18 protein-coding genes are annotated in these 20,661 nt (G+C 27.3%); 3 read left to right on the top strand and 15 right to left on the bottom strand.

Annotated elements, in window-relative coordinates; translation table 11 throughout:
• The 13 genes from KO488_RS08250 to pgeF all read right to left on the bottom strand — a co-directional run bounded on the left by KO488_RS08250 (nucleotide 1) and on the right by pgeF (nucleotide 11,447).
• Nucleotides 1-741: an energy transducer TonB gene (locus KO488_RS08250; RefSeq protein ID WP_216058328.1), complete on the bottom strand. Its 741-nt coding sequence runs from the start codon at nucleotides 739-741 to the stop codon at nucleotides 1-3.
• Nucleotides 738-1,115 (bottom strand): TonB system transport protein ExbD, encoded by a 378-nt coding sequence (exbD, locus tag KO488_RS08245; RefSeq protein ID WP_216058327.1) that lies wholly within the window; start codon nucleotides 1,113-1,115, stop codon nucleotides 738-740. The genes KO488_RS08250 and exbD overlap by 4 nt, the downstream gene beginning before the upstream one ends.
• Nucleotides 1,096-1,521: a TonB-system energizer ExbB gene (gene exbB / locus KO488_RS08240; RefSeq protein WP_216058326.1), complete on the bottom strand. Its 426-nt coding sequence runs from the start codon at nucleotides 1,519-1,521 to the stop codon at nucleotides 1,096-1,098. The genes exbD and exbB overlap by 20 nt, the downstream gene beginning before the upstream one ends.
• A 3-nt stretch (nucleotides 1,522-1,524) precedes the next feature.
• The gene (locus KO488_RS08235) at nucleotides 1,525-2,961 is read right to left on the bottom strand and encodes a 4Fe-4S binding protein (protein ID WP_216058325.1); all 1,437 of its coding nucleotides are present in this window, start codon (nucleotides 2,959-2,961) and stop codon (nucleotides 1,525-1,527) included.
• 11 nt (nucleotides 2,962-2,972) lie between these two features.
• Entirely contained in the window at nucleotides 2,973-4,853 is a 1,881-nt protein-coding gene (locus KO488_RS08230) for a TonB-dependent receptor plug domain-containing protein (RefSeq protein WP_216058324.1), read from the bottom strand.
• Between the two features lie 91 nt (nucleotides 4,854-4,944).
• Nucleotides 4,945-5,370 carry an NfeD family protein gene (locus KO488_RS08225; protein WP_216058323.1) on the bottom strand — a complete coding sequence of 142 codons (426 nt, stop codon included), beginning with the start codon at nucleotides 5,368-5,370 and terminating at the stop codon, nucleotides 4,945-4,947.
• On the bottom strand, nucleotides 5,363-6,298 hold the full coding sequence (locus tag KO488_RS08220; RefSeq protein ID WP_228319082.1) for a stomatin-like protein: 936 nt from the start codon (nucleotides 6,296-6,298) through the stop codon (nucleotides 5,363-5,365). Before KO488_RS08220 ends, KO488_RS08225 begins: the two co-directional genes overlap by 8 nt.
• A gap of 23 nt (nucleotides 6,299-6,321) precedes the next feature.
• Nucleotides 6,322-7,176 (bottom strand): sensor histidine kinase, encoded by an 855-nt coding sequence (locus tag KO488_RS08215; protein ID WP_216058322.1) that lies wholly within the window; start codon nucleotides 7,174-7,176, stop codon nucleotides 6,322-6,324.
• Nucleotides 7,166-7,825 carry a response regulator transcription factor gene (locus KO488_RS08210; protein ID WP_216058321.1) on the bottom strand — a complete coding sequence of 220 codons (660 nt, stop codon included), beginning with the start codon at nucleotides 7,823-7,825 and terminating at the stop codon, nucleotides 7,166-7,168. Before KO488_RS08210 ends, KO488_RS08215 begins: the two co-directional genes overlap by 11 nt.
• Nucleotides 7,826-7,834: 9 nt before the next feature.
• A complete protein-coding gene (locus tag KO488_RS08205) occupies nucleotides 7,835-8,299 on the bottom strand; it encodes a tRNA (cytidine(34)-2'-O)-methyltransferase (protein ID WP_216058320.1) in 465 nt (154 codons plus the stop codon).
• Entirely contained in the window at nucleotides 8,299-9,132 is an 834-nt protein-coding gene (gene purU, locus KO488_RS08200) for a formyltetrahydrofolate deformylase (RefSeq protein WP_216058319.1), read from the bottom strand. The genes KO488_RS08205 and purU overlap by 1 nt, the downstream gene beginning before the upstream one ends.
• 79 nt (nucleotides 9,133-9,211) lie before the next feature.
• Complete coding sequence (locus tag KO488_RS08195; protein ID WP_216058318.1) at nucleotides 9,212-10,468, bottom strand: malic enzyme-like NAD(P)-binding protein; 1,257 nt, start codon at nucleotides 10,466-10,468, stop codon at nucleotides 9,212-9,214.
• A 310-nt stretch (nucleotides 10,469-10,778) separates the two neighbouring features.
• A complete protein-coding gene (gene pgeF / locus KO488_RS08190) occupies nucleotides 10,779-11,447 on the bottom strand; it encodes a peptidoglycan editing factor PgeF (protein ID WP_216058317.1) in 669 nt (222 codons plus the stop codon).
• Between the two features lie 81 nt (nucleotides 11,448-11,528).
• Between pgeF and KO488_RS08185 the strand changes: the two genes are divergently transcribed.
• Both KO488_RS08185 and KO488_RS08180 read left to right on the top strand, forming a co-directional pair.
• Complete coding sequence (locus KO488_RS08185) at nucleotides 11,529-12,137, top strand: class I SAM-dependent DNA methyltransferase (RefSeq protein WP_216058316.1); 609 nt, start codon at nucleotides 11,529-11,531, stop codon at nucleotides 12,135-12,137.
• A gap of 12 nt (nucleotides 12,138-12,149) precedes the next feature.
• Nucleotides 12,150-12,941, top strand: a complete 792-nt coding sequence (locus KO488_RS08180; RefSeq protein ID WP_216058315.1) for a shikimate dehydrogenase — start codon at nucleotides 12,150-12,152, stop codon at nucleotides 12,939-12,941.
• A 58-nt stretch (nucleotides 12,942-12,999) separates the two neighbouring features.
• Here KO488_RS08180 and KO488_RS08175 read toward each other — a convergent pair whose 3' ends face one another.
• On the bottom strand, nucleotides 13,000-14,856 hold the full coding sequence (locus KO488_RS08175) for a 7TM-DISM domain-containing protein (RefSeq protein WP_216058314.1): 1,857 nt from the start codon (nucleotides 14,854-14,856) through the stop codon (nucleotides 13,000-13,002).
• Entirely contained in the window at nucleotides 14,856-15,536 is a 681-nt protein-coding gene (locus KO488_RS15400; protein WP_216058313.1) for a response regulator transcription factor, read from the bottom strand. The genes KO488_RS08175 and KO488_RS15400 overlap by 1 nt, the downstream gene beginning before the upstream one ends.
• A gap of 179 nt (nucleotides 15,537-15,715) precedes the next feature.
• Between KO488_RS15400 and KO488_RS08165 the strand changes: the two genes are divergently transcribed.
• The coding region (locus tag KO488_RS08165; protein WP_216058312.1) for a beta strand repeat-containing protein at nucleotides 15,716-20,661 on the top strand (4,946 nt) is incomplete at its 3' end.

Below are 20,661 nucleotides of genomic sequence, written 5' to 3'. Positions count from 1 at the left end.
CTAAATAAGCTTATATTCAATTGGTAATTGAATTGTAATATCTTTTTTAATTTTAGGAAAAGATGATGCTGCATCTTTTACTGCATTTATAGTAGATTTTTTCAATCTACTGTGACCACTTAAAATCACTATATTATCAACTTTTCCATTACTTCTTAAAGTAAACTTTACGTTTACGATTCCTTGAATTCTTAGTCTTTTTGCACTTTTGGGATAATGTACATTTTGCTTGATTTGATTTCTAATTAACCTTAAATATTTGTCTAAATAATCTTGCTCAACATCTTTTTCTTCATTTATTACTTTTTGCTTTATAGGCTTTTGAATACTAGGGTTAGCAATAATTGTTGGTTTTGTTATAATTGTTTCTTTTAAAACCTCTTTCTTAACAACTGTTTTTTCTACTTTCTTTTTTTCTATCTTCCTAACAATTTTCTTTTTTATATCTTTTTTCTTTTTAGGCTTTTTTTTCTCTATTTTCTTAACTACCTTTTTCTTAATCACTTTTTTCTTTTCTATTTTTTTTGCTTCCACTCTCTTTGGCTCTTCTTTTTTAAGCTCTTCTTTTTTTTCAAACTTGGGAACAGGCATTAGTTCAACATGTCTTAAAGAAATAGTTTGTGGTAAGTTTTTTTCTTTTTTTATAATAATTTTATCATCTGCAAAAATTGTAATAAAAGCGATAATTACACTTGTATATATAAAAAATGTAATTAAAAAAGAGTTTAAATATCGCATCATTTTTCAGTAACTATTGAAACATTTGAATAATCATGTTTTTTTAACATATCTAGTAAGTTTACAAAAGTTTCAAATTTTGAGTCTTTATCACTATTTATATGAACAGGAGTATCTTTTGGCAAACTTAGAATATGCTCTTGAATATTTTCAAGACCTGTTATTTCTTTATTTACATGTAATGTATTATCTTTTGTTATTGTAATAACTACTTCTTTTTTTACTTTTATATCATCTGCGTTATCAGCACTAGGAAGAGATACTGGAATAATACCTTTAGATATAAAAGTTGAAGTTAATAAAACAATCGTAAGTAAAACTAATAATACATCAATAAAAGGTATTACATTTATTGATTCAAACTTCTTCAGTTTCATATTCACTCTCTAAAACTTCTGCATATCTTCCTAAGATATTATAAAAAATTTGAGAAATAATGGCTACAACTAATCCAGCAGCTGTTGCTTTTAAAGCAAGAGCAAGTGAGCTCATAATCTTTGCAGCTTCAATATCACCATTTCCCATAGTAAAAAATGTTAGCATAATAGCTAATACCGTACCTAATAAGCCTATATAAGGTGAATTAGAAGCAATAGTACCTATAATAGTTAAATGTTTTGTAAGAGCAATATCTAAGGATTTTTTATTTTTAAAAGACTTTACATCAATTTTTTTATAGAAAAACAATCTTTCAATAAAAAACCAAACAGAGAGAAAACTCATAAAAACTAATAGTGCAATAACACCATAATCAACTAAATTTTTTAAAACTTCTATATCCATTATTTATTTTCCTTGATCTTTTTTATTATGTATAGATGACTGATTATGAGGGCTTTTCTTAACCCCATAAGTTTTAAATACATAAGCAGTATAAAAAGTTAGTGACATATAAGATATAATAACAATGCTTACAAAAGGATAAGCAAATACTTTTAAACTTCTTTTTGCATCTAGTAGTTTTAACCTATAAATCATTAAAATAAATGCCCAGATATATGCAAAATGAGTGAAGATTTTAAATATCAATAACCAGGATTCTCCTCTTTTAGCAAGTGGCTCCATATTTGTAAAACCTAAATAAAAAGCTTGATTAAAAGCATTTACTATATTTGAAGTATAATGTAAAAAAAAGAATTCTAAAATATGAGATAATCCACCAATTATAAAAAGTGGTGCTAAGGCATAACTTAAAGTATAGAAAGTTTTTTGAAATTCAGTTTTCATAATCCTAGAAGCAATAAACATTCCAATGGTATTTAAAAGAACTATAGTAAAAATAGAAAAAGATACAACAGAAAGACCATCTACGTTTATAAAATCACTATTTATATATGATTTTAAATAAACTGAAATTTTATTCCATATAAACTCATCTGCAATTGATGTTCTATTTAATGCATGTTTAAATGTCATAGAAAAAGATAAGATTGCAGTTAAAATTAAAATAGTCCAAACTTCAACTTTTTGTGTTTTAAATTTACCTAAAAGAGTTGATGATGGCTTTTTTAAATTAAATGCAACATTTTCACAGGATACTGCACAGTCCATACATAAAGTACAATCTTCCATAGAATTCTTTTTTGCAAAAGTAAATGGTTTTAAATTATAGGTACAAGCTTTTGCACAATCAAAAGTTTTACAAGTAGAACATCCTTCATTATATGTCTCAAGTTTTGTAAAACTAACTTTTGAAAAAGCTTTTGTTACAGTTCCTAAAGGACAAATATATTTACAATAGGACATATCATCATATAAATAATAAAATACAAATGCAAGTAGAGTTAAGAGGGCAAAAAATATAGCTGTATTATAAGGAGTACTATAAATACCAGGAAATAAAAAAATCATTAACCAATATCCAAGAAGAATTACACTTAAACCAATAAAAGGATTTGCTAATTTCTTAGGAATTTTCTTTTTTAAACCAAGTTTTGTAATATATTTACCAAGAAAACCATGAGGACAAATACCACAAAATATTCTACCCAAAGTACCAAGAGATAAAACCATAAAAAATGACCAAAAAAGACTCCAAAATAAAGCAGTTGTAAATACATTTTCCTCTTTTGTAGGATAAATAAATCCTAGGAAAATTGCATAAAAAAATAAAAAGGTAATTGTAATTCTAAGTAAAAATAAAAAAGTTTTATTTTTGAATAAAAAGTTAAGAAATGAAAAGGAGAATAAATCTCCTCTATTCTTTTTAATAATATTTTTCATTTTTAAACCTATTAAAATAAAACATTTATACCAGTATAATAAAATCTCTCGCCAGGATCATTTGGTGTTCCTCTAGATGTCATATTATAAGGCATTTGTTTATCTTGAATATTATCAACTCCAACAAACCATTCTAAGTGTTTTGAAAATTTATAATTTACTTTCAAATCAGCAACTGTATAATCACTATTTACATTTACTCTACTCTCATTTGTTCCATAATAATTGTTATATTTCTTTAAATTTAAATACATACTTAAATCATTTATTTCATAAGATAAATTCATTTTTACAGTAGTTTTTGCACTTCCAGTTAATCTTTCATTTGTTGTTTTATCTTTTGTATCTAAATATTCCCAAGCAAGATTAATTGCAAAACCATTGTTAAAATTATATTTTGTTGAAACCTCTGTTCCATTGATTGATGATTTATCTATATTTTCATAAGAAGTGTAACTAGTTCTAGTAGTTGGATCATAAGATACGGTGTAAGAATTTACAAGATTATCTAATTTTGACCTATGATGAATAATTTCAAAATCAAAATTATCTTTATTATAATTTATAGAAAACTCATAAGTTTTTGATTCTTCAGGTTTTAAGTTTTCATTTCCTGAGATATCATAAATTACAGGACCAGCAGATCTTGTAAAATGACTGTACATATTTGTAAAACTTGGGGCTTTAAAAGCTTCACCATAACTTGTTCTAAAGTTGAAATTTGAGATTTTATACATTAGTGAAACTTTTGGATTAATAGTATCTCCAAAATCACTAAAATCATCATATCTAAGCCCAAAGTTTGTAATTAGGGAATCTGTTAAATAATACTCATTTTGAAATAATAGATTAAAGTTATCTCTTGATGCTTCTTTTGTATACATTGATACTTTAATATCATCATTTTTATACCCTGCACCTAAGATATTAGTCATTTCATCACTTGTATAATGTCTAAAATAGTTGTTAAACTCCAACTGTTTATATTCAGTTGTTTCAGAACCACTTCCTCTATTTACATCTGTATCACTATATCCATAAGCTAAATTTGAATCAAAAACAAAATTTTCATCTATATGATTGTATTGTGTTGATAATTGATACCTATTTTCTTTTTCATAAAGATCAGCATTAATATAATTTTTCCCTTTATCCTCTTGTCTTGAATATTCTAACCTTGTATTTAAAGTATCATTATCACTTAATTTTATACCATTTGCATAACTTAAAAACTGTCTTGATTCATTTTTTAAATCTGTTGCAATACTTGATTTATCTAATCTATAATCATTTTTTTCTCTTAATTCAATTGAATATGTATGAGATATATTTTCTTGAATTTCTGCTCCATTTAGTTTTGTTATATAAGTTTCTCTTTGACCATTTTGAGCAGCTCCACCTAATAAAGTTAATTTTAAATAATCTTTTCTAGGATTTTTTTTAGTGATAACATTTATTACACCAGCAATTCCATCAGCACCATATAATGCAGACATAGGACCTCTTACAATTTCTACTCTATCAATATCTTCCAACTGTACAGAAGTTAAATCAAAGGATCCATATTTACCAGTTCTTCTTAGACCATCAACTAAAATTAGAGTATGAGAACTACTAAAACCTCTCATACTTACAGAAGATGTACTTCCGGCATCATTAACAGTTAAACCTATAGCATTATTTAATAATTGTGGCACATTTTTTGAATTTGATTGTTCAATATATTTTGTATCAAAAACTTCTATTGAAGCTTGAACATCTTCTATGTTTTTTTCCTCACCAAGGGAAACTGTAGTAACCTTGATTTTATCAAGGTTAACAGTATTTGTAGCATAAGTATTAGAGAATAACAATAATATTGATAAACTAATAGAAAGTTTTTTTACCTTCATTTTATTCCTTAGAAAATTATTTCTATAAGAATAAAATATTATTGTTAATTATCTATTAATCTTTTGTTAATTTTGTGTTAAGTATAAAAATCTATTTTTTTTCTATTGTTGCAAAGTTTTTAAAAGTTTTTATTACAACTACTTTCTCACCTTCATTAAAAATTGATTCATCAACTTGACCATCAATTTCCCAGTAAGTTCCTTTATAAAAAACTTTTTCATTTTTTATTTGCCCTATTCCTTTTTCATTTAGAAAGTTATCTGTAATCTTTTCATTTGAACTAAGAAACTTTTTAAAAGTTCTTTTTCTCAATAACACAAGTAATAAAATTGAGATAAAAGAAGCAATAGCTAACTGCCAAATTCCATCTTCAAAAGGATATAGATAAGAAATGAAGGCAGTTAAAACAAAACCTATTCCAAACCAAATTAAAATAAAAGATGTAATGATTGCTTCAAAAGCAATCAGAACAACACCAATTCCTAATAAAATATATGGATCAATTACACTAAGCATTATTTTTGCTCTCGTTACTAGCACCTTTGAAAAAAGCATCACCTAAAACACTTGTACTTCCAACCATTTGAGCTACTTCATAAGGTAAAATCATTTTATCAGTTGATGAACTTTCAGCAAGTGCTTTAAAAGCAGCTACTCTATCTTTTGCAAGTAAGAATTCTGCTGCATTTTCATTTTGTTCCATTGATTCATTAATTAATCTCATAGCCTCTTTTTGGCCAGCTGCAATTTGTTCTTGTTCATATCTTTTAGCATCTGCCATTCTCTCAATTGCTTCAGCTTTTAGAATCTCTTCTTGTTTAAAACCTTCTGCTCTTCTTATAACTGCTTCTTTATCAGCTCGTGCTTTTGTTTCAATAGCTCTTTTTTCTCTTTCAGCTTCCATTTGCATATTCATAGCTCGCTCAATTTCAGCAGGAACTGAAATATCAGATATTTCAACACGAGTAACTTTAATACCCCAGTTTGCAGCTGCACTTCCTAATTCATTTTGAAGTTTAGCATTTAGTGTTTCACGATTAGATAATGTATCATCTAAATCCATACCACCAATTTCAGATCTAAGTGTAGTCATTGCAAGATTTGCAATTGCATTTTTAAAATCTACTACATTATAAGTAGCTTCTTTTGCATCATCAACTTTACAAAATACAATCCCATCAATAGAAATATTTACATTATCTTTTGTAATTACTGATTGTTTTTCAATATCAACTAATTGTTCTCTTGAAGTTAAAATAGCTCTAATAGAGTCAACAACTGGAATAATTAAGTGAAATCCACCATGAAGTACTCTATTAAATTTACCCAATCTTTCAACTAAATATAAATCTGATTGAGGAACAATTCGAACCCCTTTAATAATAATAACTAGTGCAAAAATTATAATTGCCAATGCAAAAATTAAATTTTCTTCAATTTCCATAATAAATCCTTTATTTTTATAAGCTATTTAAGTAAAATATTCTCAAGATTAAGTTTAAAAATATTTCCATTGCTTATTGTATCTATTTTAATTATAATCTTATTTTTATCACAAAACTCTTTTACAATATTTAATCCTATCCCAAAACCATGATTTGTAGAATCAGATTGATAATATCTATCAAAAATTATAAATAAATTTTTTGTATCTATTTTTTCACCCTTATTAAATATTGACAATATATTATTTTCATAAGTAATATCTACAAGAGGTTTTTCTTTACTATTATATTTAATCGCATTTGAAATAAGATTATCAATAACTTTTTCAAAACCATTAATATCAGTTAATAAAGCTACATTTGGAAGAGTTGCTTTTATTAGCGTATCTTTTTTAATATCATCAAACTTTATAATCGAGTTTGATACCATTTCATCTAAAAAGCACTCTTGTAGTTCTATTTTATCTATCTCTTTTTTAATATTATATTCCATATCTTCATATAATTTTAAAAGATTATTACTAGCTTGTTTTATTCGAAGAAGTCTTTTTAAACTCTTTTCATCAGTAATATTTTTTTCTAAAAGTTGTGTATTCATCTTTATAGTTGATACAGGAATATTTAGTTCATGAATAGTTTCTTTGATATTCTTTTGTAAGTTGTCATCACTTGTAAAAAGAGGTTTTAAAATACTTGAAGTAAAACTAAGAAAAATAATAAGTGCAAGGAAAAGTAAAGGAATTATCACATAAATAAAGTTTTCTTGATTTAAGCCAAAAAGTGAAATAAGTACATAATTAACATAAAGAACAATGATTAAAGTAAAAGTAAATATTATAGAAATAGAGATTATAAAATCTTTCTTTTTAGAATTCAACTTTATACCCAATACCCTTTATATTTCTAATACTTTCTTTTCCTAAAAGCTTTTTGATATGATTTATATATACGCGAATAGAGCCTTCACTATATTCTTCATCGATATTCCATAGCTTTGATATAATCATCTCTTTTGTTACAATTGAACCTCTATTTTCAATAAATAGTTCTAATAAATCACTAATTTTTACAGATAGATTTAAATCTATTCCATTTTCTAAAACTCTTTTTGATTCAGGATCAAAACTCAAAGTTTCACTTAAAAGTACAACTTCAAACTGTTTTTTATTTCTTTTTAATAAAGCTTTAATTCTTAAGATTAGTTCATCTAAATCAACTGGTTTTTTCAAATAATCATCACAACCATTCAAAAAACCTTGTTGTAAAGTATCTTTATCTTTATAAGATGTAAGAAAGATAGAAGGAGTGGTATCTCCTGAACTTCTTAACTGTTTTAGTAAATCTAAACCATTTATTTTAGGTACATTTATATCAAAAATATATAAATCATATTTTTTTTCATAGTTTAAATCAAGACATTGTTCACCATTGAAAGCTAAGTCTACGGCAAAACCTTCTTCTGTTAAAAAATCTTCTAAAGTACTAGAAAAAAGTTCATCATCTTCTAAAACTAATATATTAAACATACAAATTCTTTACTTGAAATCTTTATAATTTTGTCTTAATGCTTCGTAAGCTACTATTGAAACAGAGTTTGCAATATTTAAACTTCTAGCTTCATTTGTCATAGGAATTGTAATACAACCCTCTTCTCTTTTTTCCAAGATTTCTTGAGGAAGTCCAGCATCTTCACGTCCAAAATAGAAGTAATCTCCTGTTTTAAACTCTGCTTCAAAATAGTTTCTCTTAGTTTTTGTAGTTGCAAAAAAGTGTCTATTTGAAAAAGGATTCTTTTCCCAAAACTCTTCAATATTTTCATACTCACGTACGTCTAATTCAAACCAATAATCAAGTCCTGCACGTCTTACTTCTTTTTCTGTAATATTACCAAATCCATAAGGTTTAATTAGATGTAAAGTACAATCCATTGCAAAAGCAAGTCGTCCAATAGTTCCAACATTTCCAGGCATTCTAGGTTCTAGTAAAACAAGATTAAACATTATAAAATCACCGTCTTATTACCATGAACAAAAACTTTATCATCAAGTAACATTTGGAAAGCATTTGATAAAACAATTTTTTCTACATTTCTTCCCGCTTTTCTCATCTCTTGCCAAGAATAAGAATGATCAATATTTACAACATCTTGGAAAATAATTGGGCCTTCATCTAAATCATTTGTAACATAATGAGCAGTTGCTCCAATAATCTTAACACCTCTTTGATGTGCTTGTTTATATGGGTTTGCACCTATAAATGCAGGTAAGAATGAGTGGTGAATATTTAAAACTTTTTTAGGAAAAGTTTCTACAAAAGAAGGAGTAAGAATTCTCATATATTTTGCAAGAACTATAAGTTCAGGTTCATACTCATGAATTTTTTCAATTACTTTAGCTTCATGTTCTTCTCTATCTAAATTATCCGCACTTATACAAGTAAATGGTATTCCAAAGTTTTCTACTAAAGATCTCAAATCTTCATGATTTGCAATTACTGCTTTAATATTTGCATTCAACTCACCATCAATATATCTGATTAATAAATCACCTAAAACATGTGATTCTTTTGTTGCTAAAATAACTACATCTTTTTTAGCTTTTTTATTTAATTTTATTTCTGCATTTGGTGGTAAAACTTCTTTTAATTCTTTAAGTAAGATATTTTGTGAGATTTTTCCAGAGATTATCGTTCTCATAAAAAATTTGTTTGTCTCTGAATCAACATATTCTGCATTTTGTTCTATATTTAAGTTGTTCGCAAAAAGTACTTTTGAGATATTATATACTAAACCTTTTGCATCTTCAGTATCTATTAAAAGTGTGTATTCTTCCATTTTCGCCCTATTTTGTATTATTCTCATTAAAATTTAATGAGAATAATACCATTTTATTGATTAATAGATTGTTTGAGGACTATACCATATGAGAAAGTTTTTCTCTGTAAGCTGCAAGATCAAAATCTTTTACTCTAGCAACTCCAGTTTCATAAGCTGCATTGGCAACTGCTGATGATACTTCAACCATAAGTCTTTTATCAAAAGGAGAAGGAATAATGTACTCTCTTCCATATTTTAAATCACCAAGTAATGTAATTAAATCACTTGTTAAAGGCTCTTTAGCTAAGTTTGCAATTGCTTTAGCTGCTGCTATTTTCATTTCCATATTTATTTTTTTTGTTTGCACATCTAAAGCACCTCTAAAGATAAATGGAAAACCAAGTACATTGTTTACTTGATTAGGAAAATCAGATCTTCCAGTTCCAATAATTGCATTAGGTCTTACTTCTCTAATTTCTTCTGGGAATAATTCAGGAGTAGGATTTGCCAGTGTAAATACAATTGGCTCTTCAGCCATTAAAGCAACTAGTTCTTTAGTAAAACTTCCTGGTTTAGATAATCCTAAAACCATATCTGCTCCTCTAAACGCTTCTTCCATAGTTGTAGCTTTATCTGTAACAAATTCTAATTTATATTTATTCAAATCATTTCGTTTAGAATGAACAACACCTTTAGAATCACACATAATAATATTTTTAATACCAGCTTCTTTGTACATAGTTGAACATGCAATTGCAGCAGCACCAGCGCCAATAACTACAACTTTCATATCTTCAAGCTTTCTACCCATCATTTCACTTGCATTCATAAGTGCAGCTGTCGTAATAATTGCAGTACCATGTTGATCATCATGCATAACAGGAATATCTAGTTCTTCAATTAATCTTTTTTCTATTTCAAAACACTCAGGAGCTTTAATATCTTCAAGATTAATTCCACCAAATGTTGGAGAAATAGCTTTTACAATATTACAAAATTTATCAATATCCGTTTCATCAACTTCTATATCAAAAGAATCAACAGCCGCAAATTTTTTAAACAATACTGCTTTACCCTCCATAACTGGTTTAGAAGCAATTGCACCAATATTACCAAGACCAAGTACTGCTGTACCATTTGAAATAACAGCTACTAAATTTCTTTTTGCTGTATATTCGTATGCTAACTCAGGATCTGCTTGTATTTCTTCACAAGGATATGCAACACCTGGAGTATACGCTAAAGATAAGTCTCTTTGAGATTCTAATTTTGTTGTTGTAGCAATTGATACTTTTCCCGGAGTAGGAACTCTGTGATAATCCAATGCTTCATTTTTTGTAACTTTACTACTCATAATAATCCTTTAAATTCTGCTAAAAATTTTATTTGTGAAAATAGTAACTAAAAGAAACTTAAATAAAATAAAAATTTAAATTAATTTATTATTAAAGCTTGTATTAAGAAAATTATGTAAAATTTATGTAATTTTTCAATACAGCAGTTTTTATTAATTTATATTTAAAGATAAGTATTATTGGTAAATATAATTTATTTGTTTAAGAAGTCTATTTATTGGCTATTTTTAGAATAAACATATAAGAATTAATTATAATTAATAAAATTTAAATATTATAAATTATAATACTTATCTAAATATAACAATATTATAATTTAATTATTCCAGAAAATCTTCCAGTTTTATGATTTTTCCTATATGAATAATGTACTTTACTTGTACATTTTGTACAAATAGTGGGATCTTCAATTTTTTCAACTCCATTCTCTCTTAGAATTGCTTTATTTATAGCTTGTAAATCAATATATCTTCCTTTTACAAACTGTGAACCAAAAGATGTTTTTACTATATTTGATAATTCAATACTTACTTCATAACAACATTTTTGAATACTAGGACCTAGTGTTGCTTTTATATCTAAAGGATTTGTGCCGAAATTTTCTTTCATTTTATTTATTGCAACTTCTGCAATTCTTAAAAATGTCGAGTTTCTTCCTGCATGAATTGCTGCTATTACACCTTTTTTTTCATCATGTAATAAAATAGGAATACAATCAGCTACCATTACCATAAGAGGTAAATCTTTTGTATTTGTGATTAAGCCATCACAATTATCAATGATTTTTTCTGAGTTTAAGTCCACTATTTGTACAGTGTTTCCATGTGTTTGATTCATTGAAACTAGTTTTTTATAATCATAGTTATATTTTTTTGCTAAGTTTTTTCTATTTTTATCCACGTTAGTCTTTTCATCTCCTACATGGTAGGCGAGGTTTCCATCGTTTATATCTGTAAATACTGCTAATATATTTTCCATATTTCTTCTTTTAGTTTTTTCTTATTTTACATTAAAAAGATTGATTTTGATATAATTCATTTTTAATTTGAAGGATATAAATTGAATAGATTTGATGAAGCAGCAAAAACTTGGGATAAACGACAAGTGAGTATTGAAAGTTCAGATGCCTGTGTACAAGACTTATTAAAGAATGTACAGATAAAAGATGATGCAAATATTTTGGATTATGGATGTGGTACAGGATTTATTGCATTTGCTTTAAAAAATGAGACAAATAATGTAACAGGTATGGATTATTCAAATGGAATGATCGAAGTATTTAATAAAAAAGTAGCAGAGTTTGAACTTGAAGATATAAAAGCTATCAAACATAATATGAATGAAGAAGAGCTTCCAAAAGAAACTTTTGATTTAATCATATCATCAAAAACAATGCACCATATAAAAGATACAAATATGTTTTTCAAAAAATCATATAATACACTAAAAAATGGTGGTATTTTATGTATAAATGACTTAGATAAAGAAGATGGTTCTTTTCATAAAGACAAAGAAAATGATGGAGTTGAACACTTTGGATATGAGAAAGAAGAGCTTTTTGATATTGCAAAAAATCTTGGCTTTGAGATAATAGCTTATAATATCGTATATAATCAAGAAAAAAATGGAAAACACTATCCATTATTTAATCTAATAGTAAAAAAATAAATAAGGTAAACCATGGAAAAATTCGTAATATTTGGAAACCCAGTAGCGCATTCAAAGTCACCTCAAATGCAAAATGCAGGATTTGAAAACTTAAAATATAATGCTGTTTATGAAAAACATCAATTACTAGATGGAAGCACAATAAAAAAGACTTTCTTAGAAAACAACTATCAAGGTGCAAACATAACAGTTCCTCATAAAGAACATGCATATGCTAATGCAGATGAAGTAAGAGGATTAGCGCAAAAAATACAAGCAGTAAATACTTATATAAATGAAAATGGAAAAGTAATAGCCTATAACACAGATGCACCAGGTTTTTTAAAAGCAATTGAGTCTTTTAAAGATGTTAAATCAGTATTATTACTAGGAGCTGGAGGAACTGCAAAAGCAATCGCCCTAGCCTTACAAGAAAGTAATATAGATGTAACAGTATTAAATAGAAGTGAAGGAAAACTAGAGTTTTTCAAAAAGGAAGGTATCACTTCATACTCTTGGAATAACTTTAAACCTAAAAAATATGACTTAGTAGTAAATTCAACAAGCGCAGGACTTAAAGATGAGTATTTACCCTGTGATAAAGAACTTTTAGAAGAAATATTTAAAGAAGCAAAATATGCATTTGATTGCGTATATGGGAAAATAACACCATTTTTATCACTAGCACAAAAAAATGGTTTAGAGATAAAAGACGGAGAGGATATGCTTCTTTATCAAGGTGTTTTAGCACTTGAATATTTTACTAAACAAAAAGTAAATGAGAAAGTAAGTGAAGCTATGAGAGAAGGCTTAAAACAAGGTTAGATATCTAGAAATTAAAAATTATATGAAAACTAAAACTATAGTTTTCATATATAATTAATTAAAGTTTAATTGTAAAACAAACTCCATTATCAATATTTTCAGCACTTATATCCCCATTTAATTTCATATTTAAAATATTTTTTGCTAAAAAAAGTCCAAGTCCAGTTGAATTAGAATTTGTTAAGTCTTTTTCGAAAATAGACTCAATATTATGTTCTTTAATCCCACCTGCATTATCACTTATTTTTATAGTAAAAGTTTTTTCTATTTGTATTATCTCAATATTAATTTTAGGATTTTTTATATTCCTATTTCTAAAAGTTTTTACACTATTTTCTAAAACTATCATAAATATATTTGAAACAAGATATTTATCTGTAAATATAAAATTATTATAACTCGAATCAATTTTAACTTTAACATTCATTTCAGATATTTCTTTTTTTAAAATCTCAATAATTAACTCAATTGATTTTGTAATCTCGATATTTTTCATAATAATTTTATCTTCATATATAGATAAAAAATTCTTAGCAGTATTTGTCATATATTTTGTAGTATCTTTAATTTGATTTACAGAATTATCAATAATACTTGATAAATTTGGGTCATTAAACTCTTTTGCTGCTTGTATGTTGTTAATAGCATAATAAATATGATTAATAGGTTCTTTCCATTGATGTGAAATATTAACCATAGATTGTCCTATACTTGACAGTTTTGAATATTCGCTTACAAGAATTAAGGCCTTTTCTTTATCTTTATCTATTTTCATTAATAAACTGATAATCATTAATCCTAGACATAAAATATTAAAAAATAAACCAATACCTATAGATAAACTAAATAAATAATCAGCTGGTATAAATCCTAATAATCCCATTACAAAATAAACACCAGTTACTACAAAAATTACATTTCCTAGTAAATAAAATTTGTACCCGTCAATCTTATTTTTGTATAAAATAACTGACACATAAAACAATGTAAAACAGATAATCAAGAATAATAAATTTGAATAAGGAGCATAATATAATAAATCATTATTCATAGGATAAAATAAAAAAATCACAGCTAATACAAATAAATTAAAAATCAATAATTTTAAAAAAAAAGTTGTTTTTGGAAGTATCTTACTTAATGGGAAAAAATAAATAGGAAATAAACCTATCAATGCAGAAGCCAGAGTACCTAAAGACCATGAAGATATAGTGTTAAAATAAGAATTTAATCCTAATTCATAAAGAATACCTGAAATTGCAAATTCAGCTAAAAGAGCAAAAAGTATTAAAAAGAAATAAATTTTATTTATCATTTTGGGAAAAGTTACATCTATATAAATTACAAAAATTAATATCAATAATATAAATCCTGCGATAAAACCAAAAAGCATTGATTCTCTTGATGTTTTTTGTATATGGCTTTTTTTCTCTTCAATATTCCAATTTATATCAATAGCCCCAAAAGATTTGTATTTAATAAAAAATTCATATTTGTCACTTTGTAATAGTTCAAGTGAAAAGTTAGATTTTCTATGAATTAAATCTCTATTTTCTAAGGGATTCATATCCCCTAAATCATAAGTCTTATAAATTTTATTATCTTTTACAATAAAAACTTTTATAAAATCAATTCCTGCTCTAGGGTTTGAAAAAACTAAATCTAAATCTTTGGAAGTTTTATTTTCTATTTTTCCATAAGTCCAAACTGGAAATTTTTTTATTCCAATATTTGTTTTAGCACTATTTTTAAAAAGCTCTTTATTTTCCAAAAAATCATCTATATTTTTTTTATTATCTTCATCATAATAAGTTTTAAAATTATCAAAATTATATAAATCTTGTTGAGCATTTATAATAAATGCATTTGCAAAATTAAAAGATAAAAGTAGAATAAATAAAAGTTTTAAAATCATTATTTCATCCTAACCATCGTATATCCTACATCTTTAATATTTTTTATTACAGGACTTGATAGCTTTTTATTTATCTTATAAACTAAACTTGTTAAAGATTTTTTATTTGCATCCTCATTATCTAAAACATAGAATATTTCTTCAAAGGTAACAACTTTATTTTTATTTGTTAAAAGAAACTCGAATATTCTGTATTCATAAGCTGTAAGTGAAATAACGTCATCATTTGTTCTAATTGTTTTTGTAGAGTAATCATACACACAGTTTTCTGAAATTGATACTTTTAATAAACCATGTTTATCCATCCATAAAGAACACTCTTCAAGAACATCTTTTAAATCACTAAATTCTAAAGGTTTTGTTAAATAAGCTACAAGATTTAACTTCATAGCTTTTAATAATTTTTCTTTGTCGTTATAAGAACTAATTATTACTGCTGGAATAGTATTATTTATTTTTCTTATTTCTTGTAAAAAAGACAAACCATTCATAATAGGCATATCATAATCAACTAGTAAAAGATGTATTGATTCTTTTTGATATATATCTAAGGCATTTAATCCATTGTGTTCAATAAATACTTCTTTGAAGAAGTAAGACAATGTAGCCTCCATATGTTTGCAGGCTACTTTATCATCATCTATATATAATACATTTAATTCTTTTAGGTTATTTATCACTATTTACTACTTTTTTATTATCTTATTAAGAATTATAGTATATCAAAATCAACACAAAATCAATAGGTTTATAAAGTAACTACAAATTTTGAAATTGTATAAAAAAAGTTATTCTTATTGATTTTGTATTGATATAGATTTGTTATTATTTTTAAAATAACTTTTTTTAAGGAAAAAATATGAAACGCTTAATAGATTTTAGTTCAAGATTTAGAATCTTAAAAGGAGGAAAGATATCATTAGTAGTATCTGCACTTTTAGGTTCAGTTGTAATTGCAAGTGCAAGTCCAAGTGGAGGAACAGTTACAAGTGGAACTGCAAATATTTCTCAGAGTGGAAAAGTAACCAACATAGACCAAAGCTCATCCAAAGCTAGTATAAACTGGCAGAATTTTGATATAGCAACAGATGAAACAGTAAATTTTAATCAACCTGATATTAACTCTATTACATTAAACAGAGTAGTAGGAAATGAAAGCTCAGTTATAAATGGAGCATTAAACGCAAATGGTCAAGTATGGCTTTTAAATTCAAATGGTGTTTTATTTGGAAAAAATGCAAGTATAAACACAGCAGGTATCTTAGCAACTACAGGTGAACTTTCAGATTCTGATTTTCAAGCAGGAAATTATAAGTTTAAAAATAATTCAGAAAATTCAGTTATTAACCTTGGAGCAATTGAAGTATCAAATAATGGATATGTAGTATTAGCTTCAAATGAAGTAAGAAATAGTGGAACAATAAAAGCAGTTAAAGGAAAAGTTCATTTAACAGCAGCAAGTGAATACACAGTAAACCTAAATGGAAACTCACTAGTAAACCTAGTAGTTAATAAAGGAGTTCTAGATGCAATGGTTGAAAACTCAGGAACTATTTTAGCTGATGGTGGAGAAGTTTACTTAACTACAAATGCTGTAAATGAACTCCTAAAAGGTGTAGTTAATAATACAGGGATTATTGAAGCTAATTCTTTAGATGGATTGATGGGAAATGTTGAATTATTCGCTCATGGTGGAGAGGTTCAAGTTGGTGGAACTATTGAAGCAAAAGATGGCTTTGTGGAAACATCAGGGAAAGATTTTACTATTTTAGAAGATGCAACTATAACAGCTGATGAGTGGTTAATTGATCCTGTAAATGTAAACATAGATGATACTTTAGCTACTACTATTGAAACTGCTCTTGGAACAGGTGATGTTACTATTGAGACAGAAACTTCTTCAAGTTCAGTGGATACTTCTTCAAATGAAAGTGGAAGCGATGGAGATATAAATGTAAATAGTGAAATAGAATGGAGTACAGCAAAAACGCTTACTTTAAATGCTCATAATGATATCAATATAAATGAAAGTATAACAGCTACAAATGATGATGGAAAATTAGCACTTTATTACGGACAAGCAAATGTAAATACAGATAATGAATCAACATATAATGTGAATGCAGCAGTAAATCTAAAAGCAGGTGATAATTTTATCACAAAACTTGGAAATGATGCAGATATTAATCCTACGACTTGGACTGTTATTACAGAACTAGGAAGTGCAGGTTCAACAACTGGAACTGATTTACAAGGTATAAATAAAGATAGTACTAGTTTATACGGAAATTATGTTTTAGGAGCTGATATTGATGCAAGGGATACTTCTACTTGGAATGAAATTGATGATAGTGAAGAGTATAATGGATTTGACCCACTAGGTGATAATTCAACACAATTTAAAGGAAATTTTGATGGTCTTGGGCATACTATTTCAAATTTGACAATAAATAGACCGAATGAAGACTCTTTAGGATTATTTGGTCGTACGAATGGTGCAACTATTAAGAATATTGGTGTTACAAATGTCAGTATTATAGGAGAAGATTATATAGGAGGATTAGTTGGGTTTAATACTAATACTTCTACAATAGAGAAGTCCTATGTAAGTGGAACAGTTGATGGAATTTTATTTATAGGAGGATTAGTTGGTAATAATTCTTATTCTACAATAGAGAACTCTTATGCAAATGGAACTGTTTCAGGAACGAATAATATAGGAGGATTAGTTGGTAATAATAATAATTCTACAATAAAGAACTCTTATGCAAGTGGAACTGTTTCAGGAGAGGGTAATAGTATAGGAGGGTTACTTGGTTATAATAATAATTCTGAAATAAGTAATTCCTACTATGACAATGAAGCAAATAAAGCTGAGATGAGTGATAGTGATACTTATGGAAAAACAAAAGCTGAAATAGTAACAGCCTTTACAGATTTAACAGATAGTCCATGGACAACTTCTGAAAATGACTCAAGTGTAAAAGGATATGGAGTATTAGTTTTACCATATCTTACTTCAGTTACAAAAGATGAAGATAAATCTTTTACAACACTATTTGAAGGTGGTATGGGAACAGATGAAAGTGCATATACAATCACAAACTGGACACAGCTACAAAATATAAATAACTCAAATATTTTAAGTGAAGGTTACTACTTTAGTTTATTAAATAATTTAAGCTCAGCTACATCTGATTATACAAATTTAGCAAGTAGTACAGCAAATGATGGAAAAGGTTGGGATCCTATTGGAGATAGTGAAACTAATTCTTTCAAAGGAACTTTTGATGGTTTAGGTAATACTATTTCTGATTTATATATAAATAATACTGATAGTTATGTTGGGCTTTTTGGATATACATCTGGAGCTACAATTCAAAATATTGGTGTAATTAATACAAATATTACAAATGTAGGTAATAAAGGCTGGGGTGACTATGGTTTTGCTCAAGGGAATAGTGGTAATTATTCCACTGTAGGTGCTTTAATTGGTTCTGCTATTTCATCTGTTATTTCAAACTCTTATTCTTCAGGAACAATATCTAGTACTGGAGGTATAGGTGGTACTGCTACTACGAATGCTGGGAATGGTGGAAATTCAACAGTAGGTGGATTAATTGGTTCTGTTAGTACTTCTTCTATTTCTAACTCATATTCTTCTGCTTCTGTTACTGGTATAGGTGGTCTTGGTGGTACGGCATCTTCTACTGCAGGTAATGGTGGAAATTCTATAGTAGGTGGATTAATCGGTTCTGTTAGTACTTCTTCTATTTCTAACTCATATTCTTCTGCTTCTGTTACTGGTACAGGTGGTGTTGGTGGTACGGCATCTATTGCTGGTAATGGTGGAAATTCAACAGTAGGTGGATTAATAGGAGAGACTAATGATGAAATAATAATCACAAATTCTTATGCAAGTGGAACTGTTAATAGTACGGGAGGAAGTAAAGGAACTGTTACTAATAATTATTATGATGATTATATTGGTTTTCCTGGTTACTATCCTGGTGATTATCCTGAAAACTTAAATAATAGTAGTAATGGTTCTGCTAGTAAAGGTGGTTTGATTGGAATCAACAATAATACTTTAGAAATTACAAACTCATTCTATGATAAAACAAAAAATCCAACTGGTATGTCAGATGTGGAAGTCTCTGGAATTACAGGATTAACTACAAAAGAAATGTCTTATGGTGGGATTTATAAAACAGCAACTTGGGATATAGTAGCAGATTCTACTGTAACACAAAATACTCCAGTTATAAAATATGACTCAGATAATGATAAATATTATTGGGCAATCTCACCTCTATCTCTTTCATATACTCTTGCAACAGATAAAACAAGTATTTATAATGGTAACACACTAAGTAGCTTCTTCTCAAAAGCATTTGGAGATGATTATTCTTTTCTAGATGGAGATTATAAATTTCAAAAAGATAGCAAAGATGTAACAGGTTACAAAAATGCAGGAATATATGATGGTATTCAAGTTGCTTCAACAAATGAGTTTTTGACTGTAAAAAATACTGGAAATACAGATGGAAAACTAACAATCACTCCAAAAGAAATCACAGTAAGCGCAACAGCTACGGATAAAACATACGATGCAACAACAGCTGCAACTACAACTTTAGCTTCAAGTGATATTATCTCAGGTGATACAGTAACTTTAGGTGGAACAGCAACATTTGCGGATAAAAATGTAGGAACAAATAAAACTGTAAATATTACTGGTTTAGAACTAGGTGGAACAGATAAAAATAATTACAATCTTATAACAACAACTGCAACAACAACAGCTGATATTTCAAAAAAAGCCTTAACTATAAGTGGATTAACAAGTGCGAATAAAATATATGATGGAACTACAGATGCAATAGTAAATGGAACAGCTTCATTACAAGCATTTCAAACAGTAGGAGATGGAACTTCTAGTGATGGAAAAGCATATATAGATGATGAAGTAAGTTTAAGTGGAACAGCAATAGGAACATTTAATGATAAAGATGTAGCAGATGCAACGACAGTGTCCTTTACAGGATTAAGTTTATCTGGAAGTGATAAAGAAAACTACTCATTAACAAAACATACAAATGGAGAATATACAATTACTCCAAAAGAAATAACATCAATCACAGGAATAACAGCTTCAAATAAAACATATGATGCATCAACAAATGCTACATTAAATACAACAAATTCATCTTTTACAGGAATAGTTGAAAATGATACATTAAGCGTAGTTAATTCAATAGGAGCTTTTACTGATAAAAATGTAGGAACAAATAAAACTGTAAACATTACTGGTTTAGAACTAGATGGAACAGATAAAAACAATTATAACCTTACAACAACAACTGCCCAAACAGAAGCAACAATCACAGCAAGAGAAGTAACAGTAAGTGCAACAGCTACAGATAAAACATATGATGGAACAACTGCAGCAGATGTAACTTTATCTGAGTATGTAAATAATGTATCAAGAGGTATTTCTCCAAGTGGATTAATAAAAGGAGATGATGTAAGCTTTAGTGGAACAGCAACATTCGCAGATAAAAATGTAGGTGTAGATAAAAATGTAACAGTTTCAGATTTAGGTAAAACAGGTAAAGATGCAAGTAACTATACAATTGCAAATGAAACTGCCGAAACAAAAGCAACAATTGAAAAAGCCAATGCAACAGTAACAGCAAACTCAGATACAGTAACTTATAATGGTTTAACACAAACAGTATCAGGATTTACAGCATCAGGATTAGTAAATGGTGAAACTATTTCAGTACTTGATGGTGTAAGTGC

Source organism: Poseidonibacter lekithochrous (assembly GCF_018861145.1).
Taxonomy (GTDB): domain Bacteria; phylum Campylobacterota; class Campylobacteria; order Campylobacterales; family Arcobacteraceae; genus Poseidonibacter; species Poseidonibacter lekithochrous_A.
The sequence above is the reverse complement of the archived record's forward strand: the minus strand, read 5'-3'. Positions and strand labels throughout refer to the sequence as shown.